Raw genomic sequence first — 21,060 nt, 5'->3', positions numbered from 1 at the left:
GAGTGGCAAAGATAGTGATTTTAGTTGACAATTAACACCAAATTCAAGTCGTTTATGACTTGAACCGCATCACGCTCTTTACAGTCATCGACTCATCATCGGCAGTGAGGTAAGTAACCGAATAGTCCTTGCCTCCCTCCTCGACATTGACAATTACATGACCGGCATCAAACGACGAGGGGTTAAGTATATCAAGCCACGGCTGTCCGGCATCCTCGGCACGACGCTCCGCAGGGAACACGGTAGGACACACGATGCGCTCGCCGGGATAAAGATTCCGGTTATAGAAACGTTCCATGACCGAAGGCAGCGTATGAAGCTGATCCCACACGTTGTTGACAACTACACGCGGACGCAACGCAGCCACGAGCTTATCAGTCATTGACTTGTGTCCGTGGTGATTGATTTTCACCACACTCACCGGCTCAACCACGTCGGCTATCGCATCCTCTATCTCGAACCGTTCCCCATTGGGTAAATTCCAGCCATCCGAGAAGTCTCCCGCCGTATAAAACTTGAAATCACCGTAGGTAAAGATCACACCCAGGCTCATCCCGTTTTCACTGAACTTAACCGGATTGGATTTCTTGCGCTCCGCATAGAGGTCACGTATATTCCCCTCCTTATCGGCAATGCGGCCGTTGGCACAGATATTTCTTACCGAGAATCCCGGATAGGCCGCAGCGTCTTTCCTCATGGCGATCTGATTGGTTTCGCCAAGACGGAACTTCTCAATCTCCATCTTCTTATGAGCCAACATATAGTCGTAAAAATCCTTCATGTGCTCAAAAGCATCGGCTGCCTCCTGGGTCAAGGGAAGAGGATCGTTGTAGTCGGGCCAGCAACGGTCAAAAGCCTTGCCAAACGTAAGGTACTCGGCAGCCTGAGAGAATCCGCTCAGGTAGTAATCCTTACCGTCTCTCGTCTCCTTACGAGCGTAGAATTTATTGTTGCCACCATGATCTGAGTGATAGTGCGTCAACATCATATAATCAACATAATCCTTCTGAGGGTTAACTCTCCGGACATAGCGCGAGATCCACTCCCCGGCATGCCGATCGGGATTAGGAAGCACCGGCACAGCCAATTTACCACGCCCAATAGCATTATGATCGCCGCAATCAAGTAGCATCGTTGTACCGTCGGGGAAAATCAAGAACATCGATTCCGACACCCCGGTATAAATCAGATGAATCTGGAACTGCCCTTTTTTCCATCCTTTCCATGCTTTTCCTACTTCAGCATCCTTAGCGCCCAATGCCAAAGCCTCCCTGAAATCCATCAAACAAGCAGCGCTCACAAGCGTAGCATTCTTCAAAAAACCTCTTCTATCCATCATTCTAAACCGATATTAATATTAGCCTACCCACAAATATACGGAATAAATCTTAATTCTCTTAAATACCCGGCCGAGGCGAATCCTTGCTGGCGTGCATCGTAGAAACAAAGGCATTCGGATCGATCTCTTTTACCTCATCTTTCAAGCGGGGCATGTCCTTACGCTCGGCAATCGTAAAGATAATCTCGGTCTCATGTCCCTCGTACATACCTTTACCATGGATAAATGTGCCCCGCATACCCATCTTATCTACGATCAAGTCACGCATCTCCTTTGTCTTCCGGGAAACGATAAAGACAGCACGGTTCGGGTTCTCCGTCTGGAACATCTCCACGATCTTTCCATATACGAAAATAGTAAACCAAGAATACAAAGGTACCGCCCAATCCTTAAACACGATCAAGCCCAACAATACGACCGCGGAATCCAATACGATGATCATATTGCTAACCTTCAAGTTGGAGTCATTAGCGATCACACGTGCCAATACATCCGTACCGGCACTCGTACTTTGCGCCCGGAAAATACAGGTAACGCCCAAGCCTAAAATAGCTCCACCGTAAAAGGCGGCGATAAAGGCATCGTTCTCCACCAATGGATCGGTAAGGAAATAAGATAATGAGTCGGTAAATATAGAGATCAGCAAGAAAGTAACGATCGTCTTCGGGCCGGAAGACAATCCGATCTTTTTCATCGCCAAAATCAGCAACGGGATATTGAAGCAAAGCGCCGTCGCACCCATCGGCAAACCATCCGGGAAGAACGGGAACAAATCTTTCGTCACATAGTGGATTACGATAGAGATACCGTACACACCTCCCGGTACGATTTTGTAAGGCGCTAGGAAAAGCACGTAACTAAGTGCCTGCAAAAATGAACCTACCACGATTAAGGAGTAGTCCATTACATTTCTCTTCAAAGTAGCATTAGAAGGGACTAAAAGTTGTTGTGTTGTCATGACTCGAATTAAGCGTTATTTGTAAAACGCCGCAAACTTACACAATCTTCTTCGATTTATACGCAAGCCTTAAAAAAAAGTATCCCCACTATTTACCTTTTGACAGGAAATAGTGGGGGACACACTCTTATATAGTATAAATTACTTACTTGCGTTATCCGCTAAGTACACTTCCGGGAACGTATTAACACCCAGCGTACGGTTGTTATTGTTCGTGATGTTCAATAAAGTAACATACTTACGATATTGATCCGGGCTCAAAGCCTTCTTCATCAACTTCAAGTTACCGTAAACCGCTTGATACATTTTCTTATCCTGCAATTTAGCGCTAGCTTTTACGCTCGCATTCTGCATCTCGATGAAATATTCGTTGATGTTAGCTACCTCGTCCAACTGGCTCGGAGTCAATTGCAAATAGTTCGCTAACTTCTCTGTACTTACCACAAACGGTTCTCTACTCAAACTCGGTTTCTGAGCGAAGCTCATTGTCGCACACATCAATAAGGCTGCGACTGCCATTCCAAAACGTTTCATAATACCTAAAAACCTTAAATTGTTAAACCTAAACAAAAACCTTAAAAACACATAGCCCAATCACATTGGCTTAATTACTTCTCAGCCAAATAGCTGTCCAAAAGCGGATTAGAAACCTTATCTTCCTGATTAGCGCGAGTCACATTAATCAACGCTACATATTTACGATATTGATCTTTAGTCAATGCACGTTTCATCAGTTTCAAATTACACAACAATGCGTTGCGAGTTTCTTCCGGTCTTGCGTTATTGCAAAGCGCTTCCGCAGACAGGGGTTGACCTAATTGATTCTCGAAGTAAGTATTAATCTCTGACACCTCAGCGATCTGGTTTGCGTCAAGCTGCAAATATCTGCTTAGCTTATCGAAACTCATACTCTTTGAATCACTAACCTTTTGAGCGAAGCTCATTGTCGCTACCATCATTAAAGCGACTACCATCATACCTAAACGTCTCATAATACCTAAAATTTAAACCTAAACTAAGACCTTAACTAATAAATGCGGCGTTTCCGCATCTTCTATCTTTCTCTTTTTGTTACTGCAAATATAACAGTATGTTTTATAACATTGTTCTTCAATACGGTTAATTTTTGCAAACAATTGACGTTATTGATATATATCAAGGCATATAGCAATCATTTTGTAACACATATTACGATAAACACTATCTATTTCATCATAGACACCGTTTATAAACAAACAAAAGCCTAGATATATTCTTATACAAGCCTAGCTGTATTCTTATACGATACCGTATCTATTCTATAATCTCCGTCGTGGATTATACAAACCACAGCGTGGTCTATAAAAACCACGACATGATCTATACAGACCACGACGTGGTTTATAGAATAGATACAGTCACAAGATACTTTTTATGCAATAGCTTGATACTTTACATCTATCCTTTACTTATTTATCGGCTAGATAAACATCGGGGAAGGAAAGCCCGCTCATCATCCGGTTATTATTGTTCGTTACGTTGATCAAAGCCACGTATTTCCGATATTGATCGGTGCTTAACGCCTTTTTCATCAACTTTAAGTTGCCAAATACGGCTTGCCGCATCCGTTTATCCCGCATTTTATGGCTTCCCCTCAAGCCCTCGCTTTGCTTTTCCCTAAAATAATCGTTGATCATCCCTACCTCATTAATCTGGCTGGGACGTAATTCCAGATAGCTTACCAATTGGCCCACATTGACTACAAACGGTTCTTTATGTAAGCTCGATTCCTGCGCGAAACTCATTGTCACACTTACCAACAAGGCTGACATAGCCATTACTAAACGTTTCATACTACCTATTCCTTTCATTTGTTAAACCTTAAAAACCTATTTCTCTGTGATCTTTGATACAAATATAGGGTGAGGTTTCCCGCTAGAAAAGGAAGAATCGACGAAGTACGCCGTAGGTTTAGACGAAACCGGGAATCGAAATGTATGAATCAATATCTTCTGTATTTACAGTCCAAGTCAAACAATTGAAAGCCCCTCCATATTCTTCAACAATAGGTGCAATAATGATTTGATGGATTCGTCCTTTATAATCGGGATATAACCTCTCTATCTGCCCCATGGCTTCATTGTCAGAATCTGTTCCTAATCCGGGTACTATGATGAAATCTTTTGTGCGAAGCAAATTAACATAGGCCCAGTTATTCTTTTCATCATGCGTGAAAATCAATTCATGAGTATCAAATACATCATTCAAGAGTTTTCTCATTTCTTTAGCGATATTCTTAGGATAAAGAGAAAAATATGCCATGATAGAAGGTTTGGACGATAACCCATTAATAAAATTAACAATTCCATCTGTGTGTCCGCATTCATCGCTAGTATCCCATGGTAGCCATACTATTTTTGCACCCAAATCTTTTTCCAACATAGAAGTAATTTCCGCCTTTGAGAAATCAGGATTCTCTATAAGAACCTTTTCAGTCATTACGACCCAAGTCTCTTCGTTGATATTATTACATACAACTATATTCCCTCCATCAACAAGCAACTTTGACTTTGAGATCTTAGGAGTAAAATCAGTGATATGCTTTACCGTATCATTCGGATTCGTTTTATACTTCCTTAAATCAGTCAAATAATCCGGATCATATTGGAACTGCACGAACTCATTGCTTCCAACTTGAATCGGCATGAAGTCTCTACACCAATAATCTTTGGTATAGGTCAATCTGCCTGCCGAATAACCATAGATTGATAGGACATTACATATCTCCTTCCATATTGACGGATAGTTCAAGGCTAACAGATTGGAGAAATATACTTTATTCTTTTGATTCTCTGACAGTACCATATCGTAAGAGTTATCTATTCCAAGGTTTTATCGAATAAGTATTTGCAACTGATTTCCTCGTGCTGGGATTATATCGTTTCAGTTCAGCATCTTCAAAGCCCCACTTTCCACTTTTGTGCATATATTTTTTGTTGTAAAAACAATATGGTGCATTCTTCATAGAACTTCCCACAGGAACATTATGCCGTATTGCTGTTTCCAACTCGACCTGAGTATCTTTTTCTTCTCCATAAGTCAATTTCGGAAACACATTTTCTGAACCTCCCATATAGTTTATGAGTGCATAACAGCAATCCCAAGGACCAGTTACTACCGACTGCTCTTTACCTTCTATTCGTAACAATGAACGAATCAATATGCCACCATAGCCATTATCGGATTTGAAGCAAAGATCCATACCGCTAGCATGTACCAAGTATTGCGCAGGCTGAGTATTATTACGTGGGTAGACAAAAGGCACTTCTTTTTTTCCCTCATTATCAAGCTTGTTATCTTCATGGGCTTCACTCCAAAAGTAAAATTCAACTTCAAGGAATTTGTACTTTACGGCTTCGCCTTGTTTGATAAAGCAATGCTCGAATAATTCAGTTGCAATATCCGCAAATATTTTTTGAGCATTATCCTCATTGACATTCCCAATTGTAAATAGACTATTAATTTTATCCATATTTTATGATTTAAGTTCCACATTTAGATCAAGAAATCAGCTTATTCCTCTCGTACGAGGCTTTTACCAAGCGGATATAGACGAATAAGGAAAGAAGGCAACAAACCGCCCCGACTCCGTAGGCGGTAGCCAGATTGGCACGGGTAGCGATAAAGCCGGCGGATAACATCCCGATCCCCATCCCGAAATCGAAAGAGGTCAAGTAGGTGGAGGTAGCCGTACCGCGCATATGGTGCGGAGCGACATTCACGAAAAGACATTGAAAAGCCGGTACACTCACGCCAAAACCGATACCGATCGCCAAGGCGCAAGCGAAAAAGACAAACGATGTATGTACGGTAGCGAACACGGAAAACGAGATCGCTAAAGAGACCAAGGATACGATGGACACGACATGGATCTTGCCATGGTCCACTAACCGTCCGGAAATCAAACGGGCCGTCCCTACACCGATCGCCATAAATATAAAGAAGTAGCCGGGGTCCGGCACCTCGATCTCTTTACCATATAATACCACGAACGAGAGCAACATCCCATAAGGTATAGCGACCAGCAAATAGGCCAAGGCCGCAGGAAGCGCTTTTACCAAGATAAAACGATCCAACGAGAAGGCCGGACGAGGCACTTTCTCCCGTTTCGGATAACGGATCAGCCCGACGGAGCCGATCCCGACCAATGCGATCACCAAAGCGACCCCTATGATCCAGAAGAAACCATGCCGATCGTACAGCCCGACCGCCACCAAAGGAGCCAAAGACATGGCGAGATTGATCGTCAATCCGTAAAAGCCCATGCCTTCTCCCCTTCGCTTGGAAGGGATTACGTCTATCGTAATCGTATTGCCGGAAACAGAGGTCAGTCCCATGAACCCGCCTTGGATGAAACGAACCGCCATGATCGTATAGACCGTCATCGCAAACCAATAACCGGCGAACAGACAGGCGAATATCGTGAAGGCGAATACATATAACGGTTTGCGGGAGAAACAATCTACCAGATATCCCGAGAACGGGCGCACGCACAGCAAGCCGATCGTATAGCTAGACAAGACCATCCCCACCTCGGACGTGCTGATGCCCAACTCTTCCACCAGATAGACCGGCATAGTAGGCATCAACATATAAAAGGCGAAATTCATCAAGAAGTAAGAGATACAACATTGGACGAAATTCCGGTTCCAAAGTACAGGTTTAGTCTCGCTCATTCCTCTTTATTACTTATGCCAGCTCGCTCAACTCCAGCCAGCGCATCGTTTTCTCATCGATCTCTTCCATGACTTGGGTGATCCGTTGAGATTTAGCCATGAGCTCGTCCGTAGACAAAGTACCACTGCTCATAGCGGTCTCCAACTCCGCTTTCTCTGCCTCCAAAGCCGGTATCTCCTCCTCTAGGGCCTCGAACTCTTTCCGCTCCTTGAAAGTGAGTTTTTTCTTTTGCTCATTGACAGGACGAGACGGTTTCTCCGGAGCCGGGTTTTGTCTCGCTTGCAAAGCAGCCTCCGCCTCTTTTTCCAGTTGGTCTTGCACGTCTTTCCAATCCCGATACTGCGTATAGTTGCCGGGAAAATCCTTGATATCGGCGTTACCCCGGAAAACCAGCAGGTGATCTACCACCTTATCCATAAAGTAACGGTCGTGGGAAACGACGATAGCGCACCCCTTGAAGTTACGAAGGTATTCTTCCAATACATTCAAGGTTACGATATCCAGATCATTAGTTGGCTCATCGAGCACCAAGAAGTTCGGGCTACGCATCAATACCGTACATAAATACAGACGACGCTTCTCGCCACCGCTCAATTTATAAACGTAACTATGCTGTTTCTCCGGCGTGAACAGGAAATAGTTCAGGAACTGGGAGACACCCATCTTCTGTCCGTTACCCAAATCCACGTATTCGGCGATCGCCTGCACCACGTCGATCACTTTCATTTGCTCATCGAACTTCAAGCCATCTTGACTGTAATAACCGAAACGAACGGTCTCGCCGACATCGAAATGGCCGCTATCGGGAGCCACCTCCCCCATCAGCATCTTGATAAAGGTAGATTTGCCCGTACCGTTATTCCCGACAATACCCATCTTCTCGTAACGGGCGAAAATATAGTTGAAATCCTCCGTAATCTTCAAATCACCGAAACGTTTGCTTACATTCACCGCCTCGAAAATCTTCGAACCAATGTAAGAAGCCTTCACGTCCAAGTTCACCTTTCCGGTATCCCGTTGTTGCTTCGCTTTCTTTTCCAGCTCATAAAAGGCATCGATACGGTACTTCGCTTTCGTGCCCCGTGCCTGCGGCTGGCGGCGCATCCAATCCAGTTCCGTACGGAGAAGATTTTTCGCACGCTCCACGTCGGCGTTCATCGCCTCGACACGTTCTTGGCGTTTCTCCAGATAATAGCTATAATTACCTTTATACGAATAGATTTGCTTATTATCGATCTCGATGATCTCACTACAAACACGATCCAAGAAGTAACGGTCGTGCGTCACCATCAAGATACTGATATTGGCCCGGCTCAGATAATCTTCCAGCCATTCGGTCATCTCCAGATCCAAATGGTTCGTCGGCTCATCCAAGATAATCAATTCAGGGTCCGTGATCAAGACATTCGCCAAGGCAACCCGTTTCAACTGTCCTCCGGACAATTCCCCGATCTTCTGATTGAAGTTATGAATCTTCAACTGCCCGAGGATTTGTTTCGCCTTTTGCTCATAATCCCACGCCTTGAAGCTATCCATACGGGTAAGGATGTCCTCCAGATTCGAATGATCCTCTTTCGCCATCGCCTCCTCGTACTCGGCGATCAACCGGACAGTCTCGTTCTCCGAGTGGAAGCAAGCCTGTAGCACGGTCAGTTCTTCCGGGTAGGAAGGTGATTGCTCCAAATACCCGACCCGCAGGTCTTTCCGGAAAACCACCTCACCCGAGTCGTAATCCTCCTTACCACCGATAATATTCAATAAGGTAGTCTTACCCGTCCCGTTTTTAGCGATCAACCCGATCTTCTGTCCTTGCGCGACTCCGAACGTTATATCCTCGAAAAGAACCAAATCACCGAAGCTCTTGGTCAGCTTATCTATCTGAAGGTAACTTATCATGTTTTCTTATTTAAATTCAAATCGGAAGGCAAACTTACACAAAATCCTCGAATTTTAAGCTTTTCTCCGTACCTTTGGTGGAAGAATAAGAAAAACACCATGAATGTTAGAATAGATGAAAGTTGGAGAAAACGTCTGCAAGAGGAATTCGACAAGCCTTATTTCGAGCAATTGGTGACATTTGTCAAAAACGAATATAAGCAAGCGCACGTACTTCCTCCCGGGCCTCAGATATTCCATATATTTAACGCATGCCCGTTCGAGAAGGTTAAAGTCGTTATCTTGGGACAAGACCCCTATCCTAATCCGGGGCAATACTACGGGGTCTGTTTCTCGGTACCCGATGGCGTGGCGATTCCCGGCTCCTTGATGAATATATTCAAAGAGATCCACGATGATCTTGGGAAACCGATCCCTTCCTCCGGGAATTTGGATCGTTGGGTAAGCCAAGGCGTATTTCCGATGAATTCCGTCCTCACGGTACGTGCCCACCAAACAGGTTCGCACCGGAACATGGGATGGGAAACATTCACGGACGCCGTTATCAAGAAATTAAGCGACGAACGGGAAAATCTAGTATTCATGTTATGGGGCAGTTACGCTAAAGCCAAGATTTCCCTTATCGATACGAGCCAGCATTTGGTCCTAACGACCGTACATCCATCTCCCCGCTCCGCCGAATATGGTTTCTTCGGTTGTAAGCATTTCAGTAAGGCTAATGATTTCCTACGGGGTAAAGGCATCCCGGAAATCGATTGGTAAGTATAAATCAACCTAAATCAATCGCATATGGATATTCAAACTTTCATCAACAATTATTACGAGGCATTTTCTCTAAAGGCGGAATTGCCGATCGCTTTCTGGTATTCCGATTCTCTGCTTGGAGAATTAAAGCAGACACAAGGCTGTTTATTCAAGGCCCTTCCCGCTATCAGGCAAGGCGAGATTATCAGTATGAACGGAGATAGCGTTGGCTGCGGAGGTGGAAAGTTTTATACAGGATTCACCCCTATGCCAGAGCATGTCCCCAATTTTGTCTCTTTAAAAGAGAGATATAAGCAAACTCCGGAAATGGTAGTCGAGGGTATAAAAGGCATGAACGTACAAAGGTCCTCCCTCCCATACCTCCATTTCGCAAGGATCGATCGATTAACCTCGTTTGAAAAGGTAGAGGGGCTTTTGTTCCTCGCAACTCCGGATATCTTGTCAGGGTTAATTACTTGGACCTTTTTCGACAACAATAATCCGGATGCCGTCTCCACACCATTTGGTTCCGGTTGCAGCTCCACCATCACGCTCACTGTCAACGAAAATAGACAAGGAGGTCACCGCACGTTCCTTGGTTTCTTCGATCCCTCGGTCCGACCATATGTGGAAAGCAACTTATTAAGTCTCACGATCCCGATGTCACGTTTCAAGACGATGTATCAGATAATGCGTAACTCCTCCCTATACGAAACACACGCATGGGCGAAAATAAAAACCAGAATCAATGAAGGCTGATTTTTATACGGAAGTTTATAACATCGTCAGAGAGATACCGGAAGGATGTGTGGTTACCTACGGGCAGCTAGCCAAGCTCGCCCGAAGGCCACAATGTTCCCGTATGGTAGGGCAGGCAATGTTCAACGTCCCGAAAGAACTGAACCTGCCTTGCCACCGGGTGGTAAACAGCCAAGGCAGATTAGCTCCCAACTGGGCGGAACAACGGGGATTATTGGAGAAAGAAGGCATTACCTTCAAGAAGAATGGCTGCGTTGACTTGAAGAAACATATTTGGGAGGATATATTACCGATTATCTAATCCGATAACAAAATGTAAAATCAGCAAGTTCTTAAAAGAACCATTCCCAATGCTATTTGCCAAGATCATTCTTTTCCAACCATTCGCCCAGCAGATCCGCTAGTTGGCCATTATTCAAATCCTGCATCAAGAAATGGGTATTACCATAAATACCGATCTTGGGCAACTCAACTAAGGTCGCGTTTCCCCCATGCCTATTTATGGCCTCCACGAATTTACGTCCCATTTGCAGACGTACACGCCAATTCTCGCCACCAAGATTCTCTGATGGAGTCTCCGGAATATAATCACCGAAATACATTACGATTGGAATCCGGGTAAGTCGCAAGAACTGTTCCATAGGAATAGCTACTCCAGTCGCCCCACCGGTAAGTCCGGCGATCGGATCGGGCACCTCCCCCTCGGGAAACACATAGCCACCCGGCTCATATGAAACGACAGCCTTGACATTCGGATTTTGTATAGCGGCCATCCATCCCGGGAAACCTCCCGCCGAATGTGTTACAAGGATATTGTCCCCTATTTTTTCCGTCAAGGCATTGATTGCCGGTACATCTTGTTTGTGATCACTGATATCGGGCGTCATCTCCCGGAAAAACTGCGATAGATAGGCTGAATCAGACGGAAACTGCACACCTTTGTTATATTCCGGCCAAATCCCGATACGCCAGATGTCAAACCAGAACATCTCATCGGCCAGCGGCTTGACCGTAGTCGTAGCAGATGTCCTTCCGGCACGGCCACGACCGGGAAGATCCATCACGTAACTGCTATATCCCCGGCATAACATGAGAGTAGCGAAACCATCCCGCCCATCGGGTGTCATTTGCCAACATATCCCAGAGCCACCATAACCATGAACATAAACCAAAGGCAATTTTTTCGCATGGGCCGGAACTTGGAAATCTACGAAAGCATGATCCGCACGATAGCTCTGCCCGGTCTCGACTTGGGTAGCCCAACCGACAAACTTACTGTTGTCATACGTACCCGGACGCTGTATGGTTTGTCCTCCTACGGAGAAATGTCCTTGTTTAGCGATCACCAAATCCTGGGCATCTGCCATTCCAAACACGGGTATTAATAATGCTAATAATAAAATCTTCTTCATATTCTTCTGATTCATTTTTTATCCGTTAATTGTCCGAGCACATCACGTAATGGATCTGAACTCTTTTTCCCTAGGTTTATCTCTACGATATTTAGCAAAGCCGTAAGTTGCTCTGGCGTAATACCCAGATGCAAGCAAATTGACATATGGCCGTAAGCCATAGGTTCAACACCGCCAACGCCTGCCAATACAGACACGGTCGCCAATTCACGCTCCCTATATGTCAATAAGTCGCGCTCAAAAAGGTCCGCGAACAGATGTTCCTTGAGGAAACGTTCGATCGTCGGGGCAAATACCGCATATCCGGTTTTAGGGACAGAAGCAGACGTACCCGATATTTCCGCCAGAATATCCCGTCCCCGCTCATATCGACTCCCACCGTCCTCGATAGCAGAGGCTTCACGACCCTCTACATCTTTAATTCCCATGTTTTTTCTCTCTTCAATGACTTGCATAAATGTCTGTATGGCTCTTAAGCTGCGAGGAAATCCACAATAAGCATAGGCATGTATTAGTACTTCGTTTACTTCATTAACGGTCATACCGGATTCAAGTCCTTTCACAAGCGCCTGTCTCAGATGCGCCAAGTCTCCCTTGCCCGTGTACGCCGCGATAGAGACAATGGCTTGTTCCCTGGCTTCCAATACCCGGTTTGCTTCGGCATACACATTCTCCGCTTGGCTTGTCGCTTCTTGATATTCCTTCTCTCCCACCGGACTGAGCCACACCGCCTCATTCGTTTGAGGATTGCAACTTACGGCAACGTGAGCAAACCAGCTATCCGGAGCCGCCCCATGCCAGTGAATCACGTCAGGCGCAATTTCCACGATATCCCCCGGATACAATCTTCTGGCCGGTTTCCCCTTTTCCTGATAGTAGCCTATGCCTGCTGACGCGACAAGTATCTGCCCCCCTTTATGATAATGCCAATTATTCCGGCAACGAGGCTCAAAAGTGACATTAGACATTGGGACATTCAGCTCCCTATTAACCGTAATCGGAGCGATATACGCCTGACCAATGAAGTTCTTCGCGGACGCTTCCGGCAACTTAGTACCCAAGGGGTACGGTTGTCTGAAATTATCCATATTTTGCGCCATGGTGAAAACCGGGAACAAACATAGGCAGAAAAGCCGGATTAGAAAGTTCTGTCTCATATTCATATGTATTTATCATTATTCTCCTACCGTACGAGTAAATGCTAAGGTAGCAAGTTTCCATTGTCCGTCTTCCTTCACGTACGTCTCAGTCACGATGAAAGGGAACCTGACCTCCCTACCACCAACTACCGAATTAAGATGAATACGGCTATATACGATTCCGGCGCAACCGGCGAATTTAACATCTACATCATGTATCTCCGCATGCTTGTAATGTATGTTTCCCGTACGGATCACATCAAGCTCCGGCTGCTTACCCCACGAACCACCCATATGTACAAACATAGAGTTCTCGTGGAAGAGGGCGTCGAGCTTATCCACATCTTTTTCTGACATCCATTTCCATTTCGCATTAGACAAATCTATCATCTCCTGCTGTTCCGGAGTAAATGTCTTTTTTGTTTCCTGCGCATAGGCACCCATTCCCATCGATACCAACAACAATGTCGCGATAAATAATGATCTCATAATTTTTTGCATGGCTTTATTAATTTGATTATACATTATATATAAATAGTTTTCCATCATCTATTTATACCTATTCTTCGTTGCGAAGTTACGACCAAAGGAGTTTTGAGACAATACAAAAAAGTCGGTGTCAACTACAAATTTTACCGAAAAGGAAAGGAGTGAAGCTAGCTTACAAGGTCACTCCCTATAATCTGAGGACTTTATACCTAAATTATGCTGCACATAACGGCTGAAATAAGAGGGAGAAGAGAAACCAAACAAATCGGAAATATAAACGAAAGATAATGACTTATCACGCAAAAGCCGTGATATATCCAATATCGTATAACGGTTAATCCAATAATTTGCCGCATAGCCACTCACCTTTTTCGTCACTTCCGATAAATACTTCGGCGTCACGCATAATTCCGAGGCATAGTATGTAACGTCTCTATGCTGGCGATAAACCCCATCTTCCAGCATTTGCAGGAACTTACTCATAATGGAGGCATATTGAGCCGAGATCTTCTCCTCCCCATAAATATGTGAGTGAAAATCGAAGAAATCCAGAATCATTGTCTGGATCACATTAATCATTATGTCACGATAAAAATTATGGTTTTCATTGTTAAACCTATACTCTATATTCTCGAAATCTTTCTTACAGATATCCTGTTGCTCGCGATCCAGACGCATCACAGGATTCAGGAACAAAGATAACTGGCCTTTCATTCCATAATTATTCTGGGGAGTACAAAGCTCAATGAATTGGGGAGTGACATAAATGACTTTAACCTTAAAATCCGCAGATGGGGTGATCTTCTCAACCAGTTTTCCTTTACGCACAATCATACAATCCCCTTCACGTAACTCGAATGGATTTCCATTGAACTCGAATTTACATGCTCCACCCAAACACAAGGCATGAGACAGATACTCTTTATAAATATCTGTCCCAAGTCCATTCAGACTATCAGAGATAATAACACTATCTTTGTCATATTTCATGATACCCCCATTTTAGATCGTACAAATTTAATCAAATTACAATTTGATCCCGAAGAAATCTTTCATTTTATTTACCGCTAGATTCACATATTCCGGGACAAAATAAGTTTTGATATGCTCCGCTCCTGGAATAAGATACATCTCTTTATCTTTTGTTCCGGTAGCCTTTTCAAAAGCTTCGTCAGACATATATTTTGTATCGGCATCACTTCCGGCGATCAATAGCAAAGGCTGGTCGATCAAGTCGATATGATCCGTAGCATCCCAAGTCATAAGATCCAATAAACTGCTCATGGTATAGCGAAATGTCGAATTCGGATGAGCATGGGTTTTAAAGTAATACTCATAACCATCACGATATAGGGCAAACGGTAGTTTCGCCGCCTCCTCATCGGAGATATTCATCTCACCCGTGTATAGAACTTTGCCTTTGGCCTCTTCATTTCTAGCCTCAGCCGCTTGGGTTAAACGTTGTTGTATGGTATTTATCTGGGAATCCTGAAAACCATTACGACGTACACGCCCCGAATTAAACATGCTGAGTGTAGCGACCGCCTTTATCCGTTTATCGCCCTGTACAGCCCCAAGCGTGTAACCTCCACCGCCACAAATACCAAGCGCACCTATACGACTGGCATCTACACCCGGATATTGAGATATGAAATCCACCATACCATGAATATCTTCTATCCGGTTGGCCGGACGATCTGTATTCCGAGGCTCACCACCACTTGCTCCTTGATAACGCGCATCGGCAGCGATAGTTATATATCCAAGCTCTGCCAGCCGTTGCGCATAGAGACCCGCAACTTGTTCTTTCACGCCCCCATTAGGATGAGCAACAACAATAGCTACATACTCTTTTGAGGAATCATAATTCGCAGGAGTATAGATATTCGCCACTACCCCTATACCTCCAACCTCATACGAGACAGGATGTATATTTACTTTTCCAACCACATTTTCACTTATCGCATCGCGATATACCAATCCATACTGATTCTGATTTTGTGCGGAAGCACTTATTACCATGTTCATAATTAATAAAGCTACAATAATTTTACTCTTCATATTCTATTATTTTTTGACCGCTAAGATACATTTACCCAATCATACAGAATGAATACAGATTACGGATTGTATCACCATTTTTACAGAAAACCGAAATAATTGTATTTATATCCGCAATTGTTGTTACACCGGTGGAGATACTTCTTCCCAACTTTGCGCTCAGATAAAATATAAATAAATATGGAATACAGAGTTTTGGGATTAAGCGGACTTAGGGTCTCAGCTATAGGATTGGGTTGCATGGGTATGAGCCATGCTTATGGCGCACCTGCCGACAGAAAAGAGATGACGGAATTATTTGCCCTCGCCGTTGATATGGGATATACCTTCTTCGATACGGCCGAAGTATATGGTACAAACACGAATCCTCATGACAATGAGGAGCTTTTAGGCGATGCCTTAAAGCCATTTCGTGATAAAATCGTGATCGCTACTAAGTTTGGACTCACTTTTGATAAGTCTAGCGAATGTGGCCCTTATCCCCTTATCCCGAATTCTAAACCGAAGTCGATTCGTTTAGCAGTGGAAGGCTCTTTAGCCAGACTTAAGACAGACCATCTTGACCTTTACTATCAGCATCGCATAGATCCCCAAGTAGAACCGGAAGAGGTAGCTGACACGATTGCCTACTTGATCAAGGAAGGCAAAGTATTGCATTGGGGTATATCAGAGGCGGGCGAGGACTATATTCGCCGTGCGCATAAGGTCTGTCCTATAACCGCCATACAAAATCGTTATTCCATGATGGCACGTTGGCATGAAAACCTTTTCCCCTCTCTAGAGGAATTAGGCATTGGCTTCGTTGCTTTCTCGCCATTGGCAAACGGTTTACTTTCCGCTTGCTATGATGTCAAAAGCGTATTCAACCCTCAAAATGATTACCGGGCAACTATGCCGCAATTCAAAAAAGAAAGTTTCGAGAAGAACAAGCCTCTTCTAGATCTCATAAACCATCTGGCCGATGAGCATCATGCTACTCCCGCACAAATATCCCTAGCTTGGATGCTACAAAAAAAGCCGTGGATCGTTCCTATTCCCGGAACTCGTCATCTCTGCCGGCTAAAAGAGAATGCGGGGGCTGTGGATATAAAGATAAATACCGCCGAGATCAATCAGATAGACACGGCTCTTGACCATATGGATATGAGCGAGGTGTTTGGTGGAACAAAGATCAAACAACAGCCAATCCTCCGCATGAAGGCATGACCACTTTTAGTTGAAACCATTTTCTTATTATTTAGGTTATATAACTACAAATATATAAGATGAAACATGTAATTTTGACAATCGTTTTGCTATTGGCAAGCGGTTTAGTAATCGCACAAACAAAAATGAGTGATCAACTATCTAAAACAACTAAAATGAATGCACAAAGTAAAATCTATTTCGCCGGAGGATGTTTCTGGGGAACAGAACATTTCATGAAACAAATCAATGGTGTTACTAGTACCCAAGTGGGTTATGCCAACGGTAAAACAAGCATCAAAAATCCAACCTACGAACAAGTATGTAACGATAATACCGGATTCGCCGAGACAGTGGAAGTTAGCTACGATCCGCGACAAGCCGATTTGAAGTTATTGATCGAACTATTCTTCAAGACGATAGATCCGACAAGTATCAACCGGCAAGGCAACGATATCGGATCACAGTATCGTACCGGCATCTATTATACGAATACGGACGATCTGCCGATCATCAAAGAGACCGTGGAGGCATTGGCCAAGAATTATTCCAAGCCCATCGTCGTAGAGATTCAGCCATTAAGTAATTTCTATCCGGCAGAAGACTATCATCAGGATTATTTAGATAAACACCCGGACGGTTATTGCCACATAAGCCCGGATCTATTCGATTTCGCCCGAAAGGCTAATAAGGGGAAAGCCTCGAACAAGCCTGTATCGCAAAAGAAATTCCAGAAACCGGATGATCAGACATTGCGCTCTAAACTCACCGCCGAGCAATATGCGGTAACACAGCAAAACGCTACGGAAAGAGCTTTCAAGAATGAATATTGGAATGAAAAGCGTGAAGGCATCTACGTAGATATCACGACCGGGGAACCTTTGTTCATCTCTACCGATAAGTTTGATTCGGGTTGCGGATGGCCTAGTTTCTCCAAGCCGATAGACAAGAGCTTGGTGATGGAAAAAACGGATCTCTCCCACGGAATGAAACGGATTGAGATACGCAGCAAAACAGGAGATGCACATCTAGGGCACGTTTTTAATGATGGCCCAGCCGACAAAGGTGGGTTACGATACTGCATCAACAGCGCATCATTAAGATTTATCCCTAAAGCAAAGATGGAAGAAGAGGGATATGCCGACTATCTCCCACTCCTATAAAAACAAATAAAAAAACATAGTTATGATTTGTTCAACTCATAACTATGTTTTGAAAATTTCATAACTATGATTTTTTATATAGTATCTTCGCCGTATAAAACAAGCGAAAGAAGCACTATGTATCACGAATTTACCCCCTGCGCAGCCTTAGCGCCCTTTATCGACAAGTTCTGGGTGTTCAAAGGCTTTACCGACATCGGGACATGTTTTAAGATCCTTGCGGACGGATGCACCGACTTTATCTTCTCAATCGGTAACATGACCGTCCCTACGGACGAGCATTCGATGATCATGCAACCTTATCGTTCCTATTTCGTCGGTCCTATGCGGGTTTATTCGGATCTGACTGCCACGACAAATACCCTGCACATGCTGGGGGTTCGTTTTCACCCCTGTGGATTGGCAGCTTTCACGAATGAGCCTTTGGGACAGTTTGCCGATCTTCGCATCCAGTCTTCAGATATTAACCTTTTATTCGATAATTCCTTTGCCGAGATGCTTTGCGAACAGCCGGACGATTCCGTCCGTATCCGCATTATCGAAGGCTATCTTATACGCCTTCTCACCCAATCCATTCAAGTAGACAGACAAATTATATACGCCACCTCATTTATAAAACAGTCCCGCGGACAGCTACCCGTACAAAACTTGATCGACAAGATTTGCATTTGCCAGCGGCATTTCCAACGTAAGTTCAAGGATGCCACCGGATATACTCCCAAAGAATTCAGCCGGATCATAAAATTCCAATATGCCATAGAAGTACTGAGGAACGCCCCACACACGGACTTAAGCAGCATCGCCTTAGATTGCGGCTACTATGACCATTCCCACTTTATCAAAGAATTCAAGCGTTTAGCGGGAGACGTTCCTTCCTACTTCCTGACTTTACCAAATCCTGCGGATGAACCGCTTACTTATATTTGATTAAAGAAGTCAAATGCCTAACTTGAGCAGAGAGATCATCAAAGCGATCTTCCAGTTCCGCTTGTTTATGATAGTAAGAATCTTGGATATTCGGTATTTTTGCGCTAAAGTACCATTCCGCATACCATATCGTATTCAGTTCCTCTTCCATTAGATTAAAATTAGGGTAGTTCTGTTTATCCGCATTATCAGACATACAAACCACGAAACCATTCTCCCGAAGACGGTTTTTGAGACGCTTGACAAAAGCGCGTCCCTCATTGTCACTTACTACATATACATAACCATCACGGATATTCACCCACTCTGACCTTTCTAACTTATGTATAATCAAATAACCACCATCTAGAATCGAAGGCGCCATACTATGTCCTTTCACCCGGACACAAATAAAAGAATGCCCATGACTCACCATCGAACGGGGTAGAGAAATCATCTCCAACTCCTCTACATAATCCTTATTGCAATAACCAGCTCCCGCCGCTACCGAGATATCCACCATGGGAATACGCACGATATCGTCGTAAACGCTCTCCCCTTTCAGCATATCTCCTTCACCCGTAAGCAACCAAGCCGCCGAATATTGGGGGAAATTATCAACAATTGATTGAAGCCACTTCGACTGTATATCCGTGCCATTGTTAATAGCACGGGATAATACTCCCTTACTTGCTCCAATTTTCTTCTCAAACGAAGTGATTTTTATCCCCTCATTTAGAGCTATTTTCTCTATTCTTTGTAAAATCGTTTCCATAGAATTATAAAATTATCTCCCTTCATTCTTGTATAGTTGAAAATTATCAACTAATATTGCATTGTGTTAAGACTTAAAAATATCGCCCTAAAGGTAGATAATTTTCTTCATAACCACAAAATAGTATAAACCTAAAAATTCAAACTTATGTCTTACAGAAACAAAAACACACTATTACGAATGGTGGAGATACAAGATCTTGTATTGGAACGCAAACGTCACGGTATAACCCAACTACACGTTTATAAGACAGAAATCTACCCTCGCTTCTTTATCTCGTACGCAACTTTCAATCGCTATCTATCCTATCCAGCCAAGCAGGAGCTAAAGAAAGGACGCATAAAGAAAGCGGCGGAAGAGATTGAAAACTTTCAACGATAACAACAATCCTTATCACGTTTAGAACTTCATTTTGAGAGTACATTTTATGCCTGTTACTTTGCCTCCGTAATCAGTCACAAACATAAAAAACAATTTAAAACTATGAGTACACAAGAAAACAATCAGTATTCGCCTACCTCTGGAAATCAACATATCAGTATCCGGGGAATCAAGCTAATAAAGGATTTCGAAAGTCTGCGTTTAAAAGCTTATCGATGCCCCGCAGGAGTATGGACGATCGGCTATGGCCATACAGCAGGGGTCCGTCCGCATGATACGATAGATGAACTTGAGGCAGAGCGCCTCCTTGTTAACGACCTAATACCTATCGAGGAACTGGTAATCCGGGAATGCGACGGCATAAACCAGAATCAACTTGACGCCTTGGTATCCTTTGTCTTCAACGTCGGCATTTCCGCCTTTTTACGTTCCACTTTATTGCGCTGCGTCAAAGCGAATCCCGCCAACCCGAATATCCGGAATGAGTTCGCCCGCTGGAATAAGGCAAAAGGCGTGCTGCTTGCCGGACTCATCCGACGTCGTCGGGCCGAGGCTAACCTATATTTCGCATAAACTAAATCAAATGTCATGAACTGGGACACCCTACTGGCCATGCTGGGCACGGGAGGCCTGACAGCCCTCGTTAACTGGCTCATAAACTTTAAGGCAACACGCCGGAAGAGCCAGTTGGACAAGGATGACCTCTCACGCATCATGGCCAATCGAGATAATGAGACAATACTTAGATTATATGATGAAAACAGGAATATACTTGAAAAACTGGCCAGTCTTGAGAGTATTCTTTTTAAGCTGGAGACTTGCAGGTATTACTCTGCTTGCCCTGTCCGCAACAGGTTGCGGGAGTACCAAACGGGTAGGAATTACCGCCGCCACCGACAGCCTGTCGTGGAACGAAAAGGTATCCGTTACCCTCGCGACCATCCCGATGTCGATAGCCCAGGCATCGATTCCGATCGATAGCTTACGGAACTTACCCACCGGAGCCATATTTGAGCAGAAATCAGGACAAGCGTCCTTGAGACTTGCTTATGAAAAAGGAACGGTCATAGCCACAGCATCTTGCGACAGTTTACAAGAACTGGTATACGCTTATGAGCGTCAGTTAGACAGCCTTAG

Annotated in this window: 24 protein-coding genes; 9 read left to right on the top strand and 15 right to left on the bottom strand. The window is 44.1% G+C overall.

What is annotated here, in order from left to right; translation table 11 throughout:
- Nucleotides 1-52 precede the first annotated feature (52 nt).
- From DWY79_RS02615 to DWY79_RS02565, 9 genes are all read right to left on the bottom strand, one after another.
- Nucleotides 53-1,339, bottom strand: coding sequence for an MBL fold metallo-hydrolase (locus DWY79_RS02615; protein ID WP_122368798.1), 1,287 nt, complete (start codon nucleotides 1,337-1,339; stop codon nucleotides 53-55).
- Nucleotides 1,340-1,397: 58 nt separating this feature from the next.
- A complete protein-coding gene (locus DWY79_RS02610) occupies nucleotides 1,398-2,297 on the bottom strand; it encodes a YitT family protein (protein ID WP_048927593.1) in 900 nt (299 codons plus the stop codon).
- 141 nt (nucleotides 2,298-2,438) lie between these two features.
- Nucleotides 2,439-2,831, bottom strand: coding sequence for a hypothetical protein (locus tag DWY79_RS02605; RefSeq protein ID WP_005854532.1), 393 nt, complete (start codon nucleotides 2,829-2,831; stop codon nucleotides 2,439-2,441).
- A gap of 74 nt (nucleotides 2,832-2,905) precedes the next feature.
- Complete coding sequence (locus DWY79_RS02600) at nucleotides 2,906-3,289, bottom strand: hypothetical protein (RefSeq protein ID WP_005854530.1); 384 nt, start codon at nucleotides 3,287-3,289, stop codon at nucleotides 2,906-2,908.
- Between the two features lie 456 nt (nucleotides 3,290-3,745).
- Entirely contained in the window at nucleotides 3,746-4,129 is a 384-nt protein-coding gene (locus tag DWY79_RS02585) for a hypothetical protein (protein ID WP_005854526.1), read from the bottom strand.
- A gap of 118 nt (nucleotides 4,130-4,247) precedes the next feature.
- Complete coding sequence (locus DWY79_RS02580) at nucleotides 4,248-5,141, bottom strand: agmatine deiminase family protein (RefSeq protein WP_122368797.1); 894 nt, start codon at nucleotides 5,139-5,141, stop codon at nucleotides 4,248-4,250.
- 10 nt (nucleotides 5,142-5,151) lie between these two features.
- Nucleotides 5,152-5,808 (bottom strand): hypothetical protein, encoded by a 657-nt coding sequence (locus DWY79_RS02575; protein ID WP_122368796.1) that lies wholly within the window; start codon nucleotides 5,806-5,808, stop codon nucleotides 5,152-5,154.
- Between the two features lie 28 nt (nucleotides 5,809-5,836).
- The gene (locus DWY79_RS02570; protein ID WP_008780086.1) at nucleotides 5,837-7,012 is read right to left on the bottom strand and encodes an MFS transporter; all 1,176 of its coding nucleotides are present in this window, start codon (nucleotides 7,010-7,012) and stop codon (nucleotides 5,837-5,839) included.
- Between the two features lie 13 nt (nucleotides 7,013-7,025).
- Complete coding sequence (locus tag DWY79_RS02565) at nucleotides 7,026-8,909, bottom strand: ABC-F family ATP-binding cassette domain-containing protein (RefSeq protein WP_122368795.1); 1,884 nt, start codon at nucleotides 8,907-8,909, stop codon at nucleotides 7,026-7,028.
- A gap of 99 nt (nucleotides 8,910-9,008) precedes the next feature.
- Between DWY79_RS02565 and ung the strand changes: the two genes are divergently transcribed.
- Genes ung through DWY79_RS02550 form a run of 3 tightly spaced genes read left to right on the top strand, consistent with a single transcriptional unit; the run spans nucleotide 9,009 to nucleotide 10,713 of the window.
- On the top strand, nucleotides 9,009-9,671 hold the full coding sequence (gene ung / locus DWY79_RS02560; RefSeq protein ID WP_036631024.1) for a uracil-DNA glycosylase: 663 nt from the start codon (nucleotides 9,009-9,011) through the stop codon (nucleotides 9,669-9,671).
- Between the two features lie 27 nt (nucleotides 9,672-9,698).
- The gene (locus tag DWY79_RS02555; RefSeq protein WP_122368794.1) at nucleotides 9,699-10,412 is read left to right on the top strand and encodes a DUF169 domain-containing protein; all 714 of its coding nucleotides are present in this window, start codon (nucleotides 9,699-9,701) and stop codon (nucleotides 10,410-10,412) included.
- On the top strand, nucleotides 10,402-10,713 hold the full coding sequence (locus DWY79_RS02550; RefSeq protein ID WP_005864435.1) for an MGMT family protein: 312 nt from the start codon (nucleotides 10,402-10,404) through the stop codon (nucleotides 10,711-10,713). Before DWY79_RS02555 ends, DWY79_RS02550 begins: the two co-directional genes overlap by 11 nt.
- Nucleotides 10,714-10,765: 52 nt before the next feature.
- On the opposite strand, the gene DWY79_RS02545 is transcribed toward DWY79_RS02550, so the two are convergent.
- The 5 genes from DWY79_RS02545 to DWY79_RS02525 all read right to left on the bottom strand — a co-directional run bounded on the left by DWY79_RS02545 (nucleotide 10,766) and on the right by DWY79_RS02525 (nucleotide 15,513).
- The gene (locus DWY79_RS02545) at nucleotides 10,766-11,824 is read right to left on the bottom strand and encodes an alpha/beta fold hydrolase (protein ID WP_122368891.1); all 1,059 of its coding nucleotides are present in this window, start codon (nucleotides 11,822-11,824) and stop codon (nucleotides 10,766-10,768) included.
- An 11-nt stretch (nucleotides 11,825-11,835) separates the two neighbouring features.
- Complete coding sequence (locus DWY79_RS02540) at nucleotides 11,836-12,987, bottom strand: carboxymuconolactone decarboxylase family protein (protein WP_122368793.1); 1,152 nt, start codon at nucleotides 12,985-12,987, stop codon at nucleotides 11,836-11,838.
- A 12-nt stretch (nucleotides 12,988-12,999) separates the two neighbouring features.
- Nucleotides 13,000-13,452 (bottom strand): nuclear transport factor 2 family protein, encoded by a 453-nt coding sequence (locus DWY79_RS02535; RefSeq protein WP_034527285.1) that lies wholly within the window; start codon nucleotides 13,450-13,452, stop codon nucleotides 13,000-13,002.
- Between the two features lie 180 nt (nucleotides 13,453-13,632).
- Entirely contained in the window at nucleotides 13,633-14,442 is an 810-nt protein-coding gene (locus DWY79_RS02530; RefSeq protein ID WP_122368792.1) for an AraC family transcriptional regulator, read from the bottom strand.
- 36 nt (nucleotides 14,443-14,478) lie between these two features.
- Nucleotides 14,479-15,513 carry an alpha/beta hydrolase gene (locus DWY79_RS02525; protein ID WP_122368791.1) on the bottom strand — a complete coding sequence of 345 codons (1,035 nt, stop codon included), beginning with the start codon at nucleotides 15,511-15,513 and terminating at the stop codon, nucleotides 14,479-14,481.
- A 180-nt stretch (nucleotides 15,514-15,693) separates the two neighbouring features.
- Between DWY79_RS02525 and DWY79_RS02520 the strand changes: the two genes are divergently transcribed.
- From DWY79_RS02520 to DWY79_RS02510, 3 genes are all read left to right on the top strand, one after another.
- Nucleotides 15,694-16,719: an aldo/keto reductase gene (locus tag DWY79_RS02520; RefSeq protein ID WP_122368790.1), complete on the top strand. Its 1,026-nt coding sequence runs from the start codon at nucleotides 15,694-15,696 to the stop codon at nucleotides 16,717-16,719.
- 59 nt (nucleotides 16,720-16,778) lie between these two features.
- A complete protein-coding gene (msrB, locus tag DWY79_RS02515; protein WP_122144373.1) occupies nucleotides 16,779-17,861 on the top strand; it encodes a peptide-methionine (R)-S-oxide reductase MsrB in 1,083 nt (360 codons plus the stop codon).
- Between the two features lie 117 nt (nucleotides 17,862-17,978).
- Complete coding sequence (locus tag DWY79_RS02510; protein WP_122368789.1) at nucleotides 17,979-18,788, top strand: helix-turn-helix domain-containing protein; 810 nt, start codon at nucleotides 17,979-17,981, stop codon at nucleotides 18,786-18,788.
- Here DWY79_RS02510 and DWY79_RS02505 read toward each other — a convergent pair.
- Entirely contained in the window at nucleotides 18,775-19,542 is a 768-nt protein-coding gene (locus DWY79_RS02505) for a S24 family peptidase (protein WP_122368788.1), read from the bottom strand. The genes DWY79_RS02510 and DWY79_RS02505 overlap by 14 nt on opposite strands.
- Nucleotides 19,543-19,689: 147 nt before the next feature.
- Between DWY79_RS02505 and DWY79_RS02500 the strand changes: the two genes are divergently transcribed.
- The 3 genes from DWY79_RS02500 (at nucleotide 19,690) to DWY79_RS22475 (ending at nucleotide 20,904) form a co-directional block, all read left to right on the top strand.
- Entirely contained in the window at nucleotides 19,690-19,923 is a 234-nt protein-coding gene (locus tag DWY79_RS02500) for a hypothetical protein (RefSeq protein ID WP_140393983.1), read from the top strand.
- A 102-nt stretch (nucleotides 19,924-20,025) separates the two neighbouring features.
- Entirely contained in the window at nucleotides 20,026-20,496 is a 471-nt protein-coding gene (locus tag DWY79_RS02495; protein ID WP_122368787.1) for a lysozyme, read from the top strand.
- Nucleotides 20,497-20,511: 15 nt separating this feature from the next.
- On the top strand, nucleotides 20,512-20,904 hold the full coding sequence (locus DWY79_RS22475; protein WP_147431799.1) for a hypothetical protein: 393 nt from the start codon (nucleotides 20,512-20,514) through the stop codon (nucleotides 20,902-20,904).
- The last annotated feature ends 156 nt before the right edge of the window (nucleotides 20,905-21,060 follow it).

It is taken from the genome of Parabacteroides sp. AF27-14 (assembly GCF_003635425.1).
Lineage (GTDB): Bacteria > Bacteroidota > Bacteroidia > Bacteroidales > Tannerellaceae > Parabacteroides > Parabacteroides distasonis.
The sequence above is the reverse complement of the archived record's forward strand: the minus strand, read 5'-3'. Positions and strand labels throughout refer to the sequence as shown.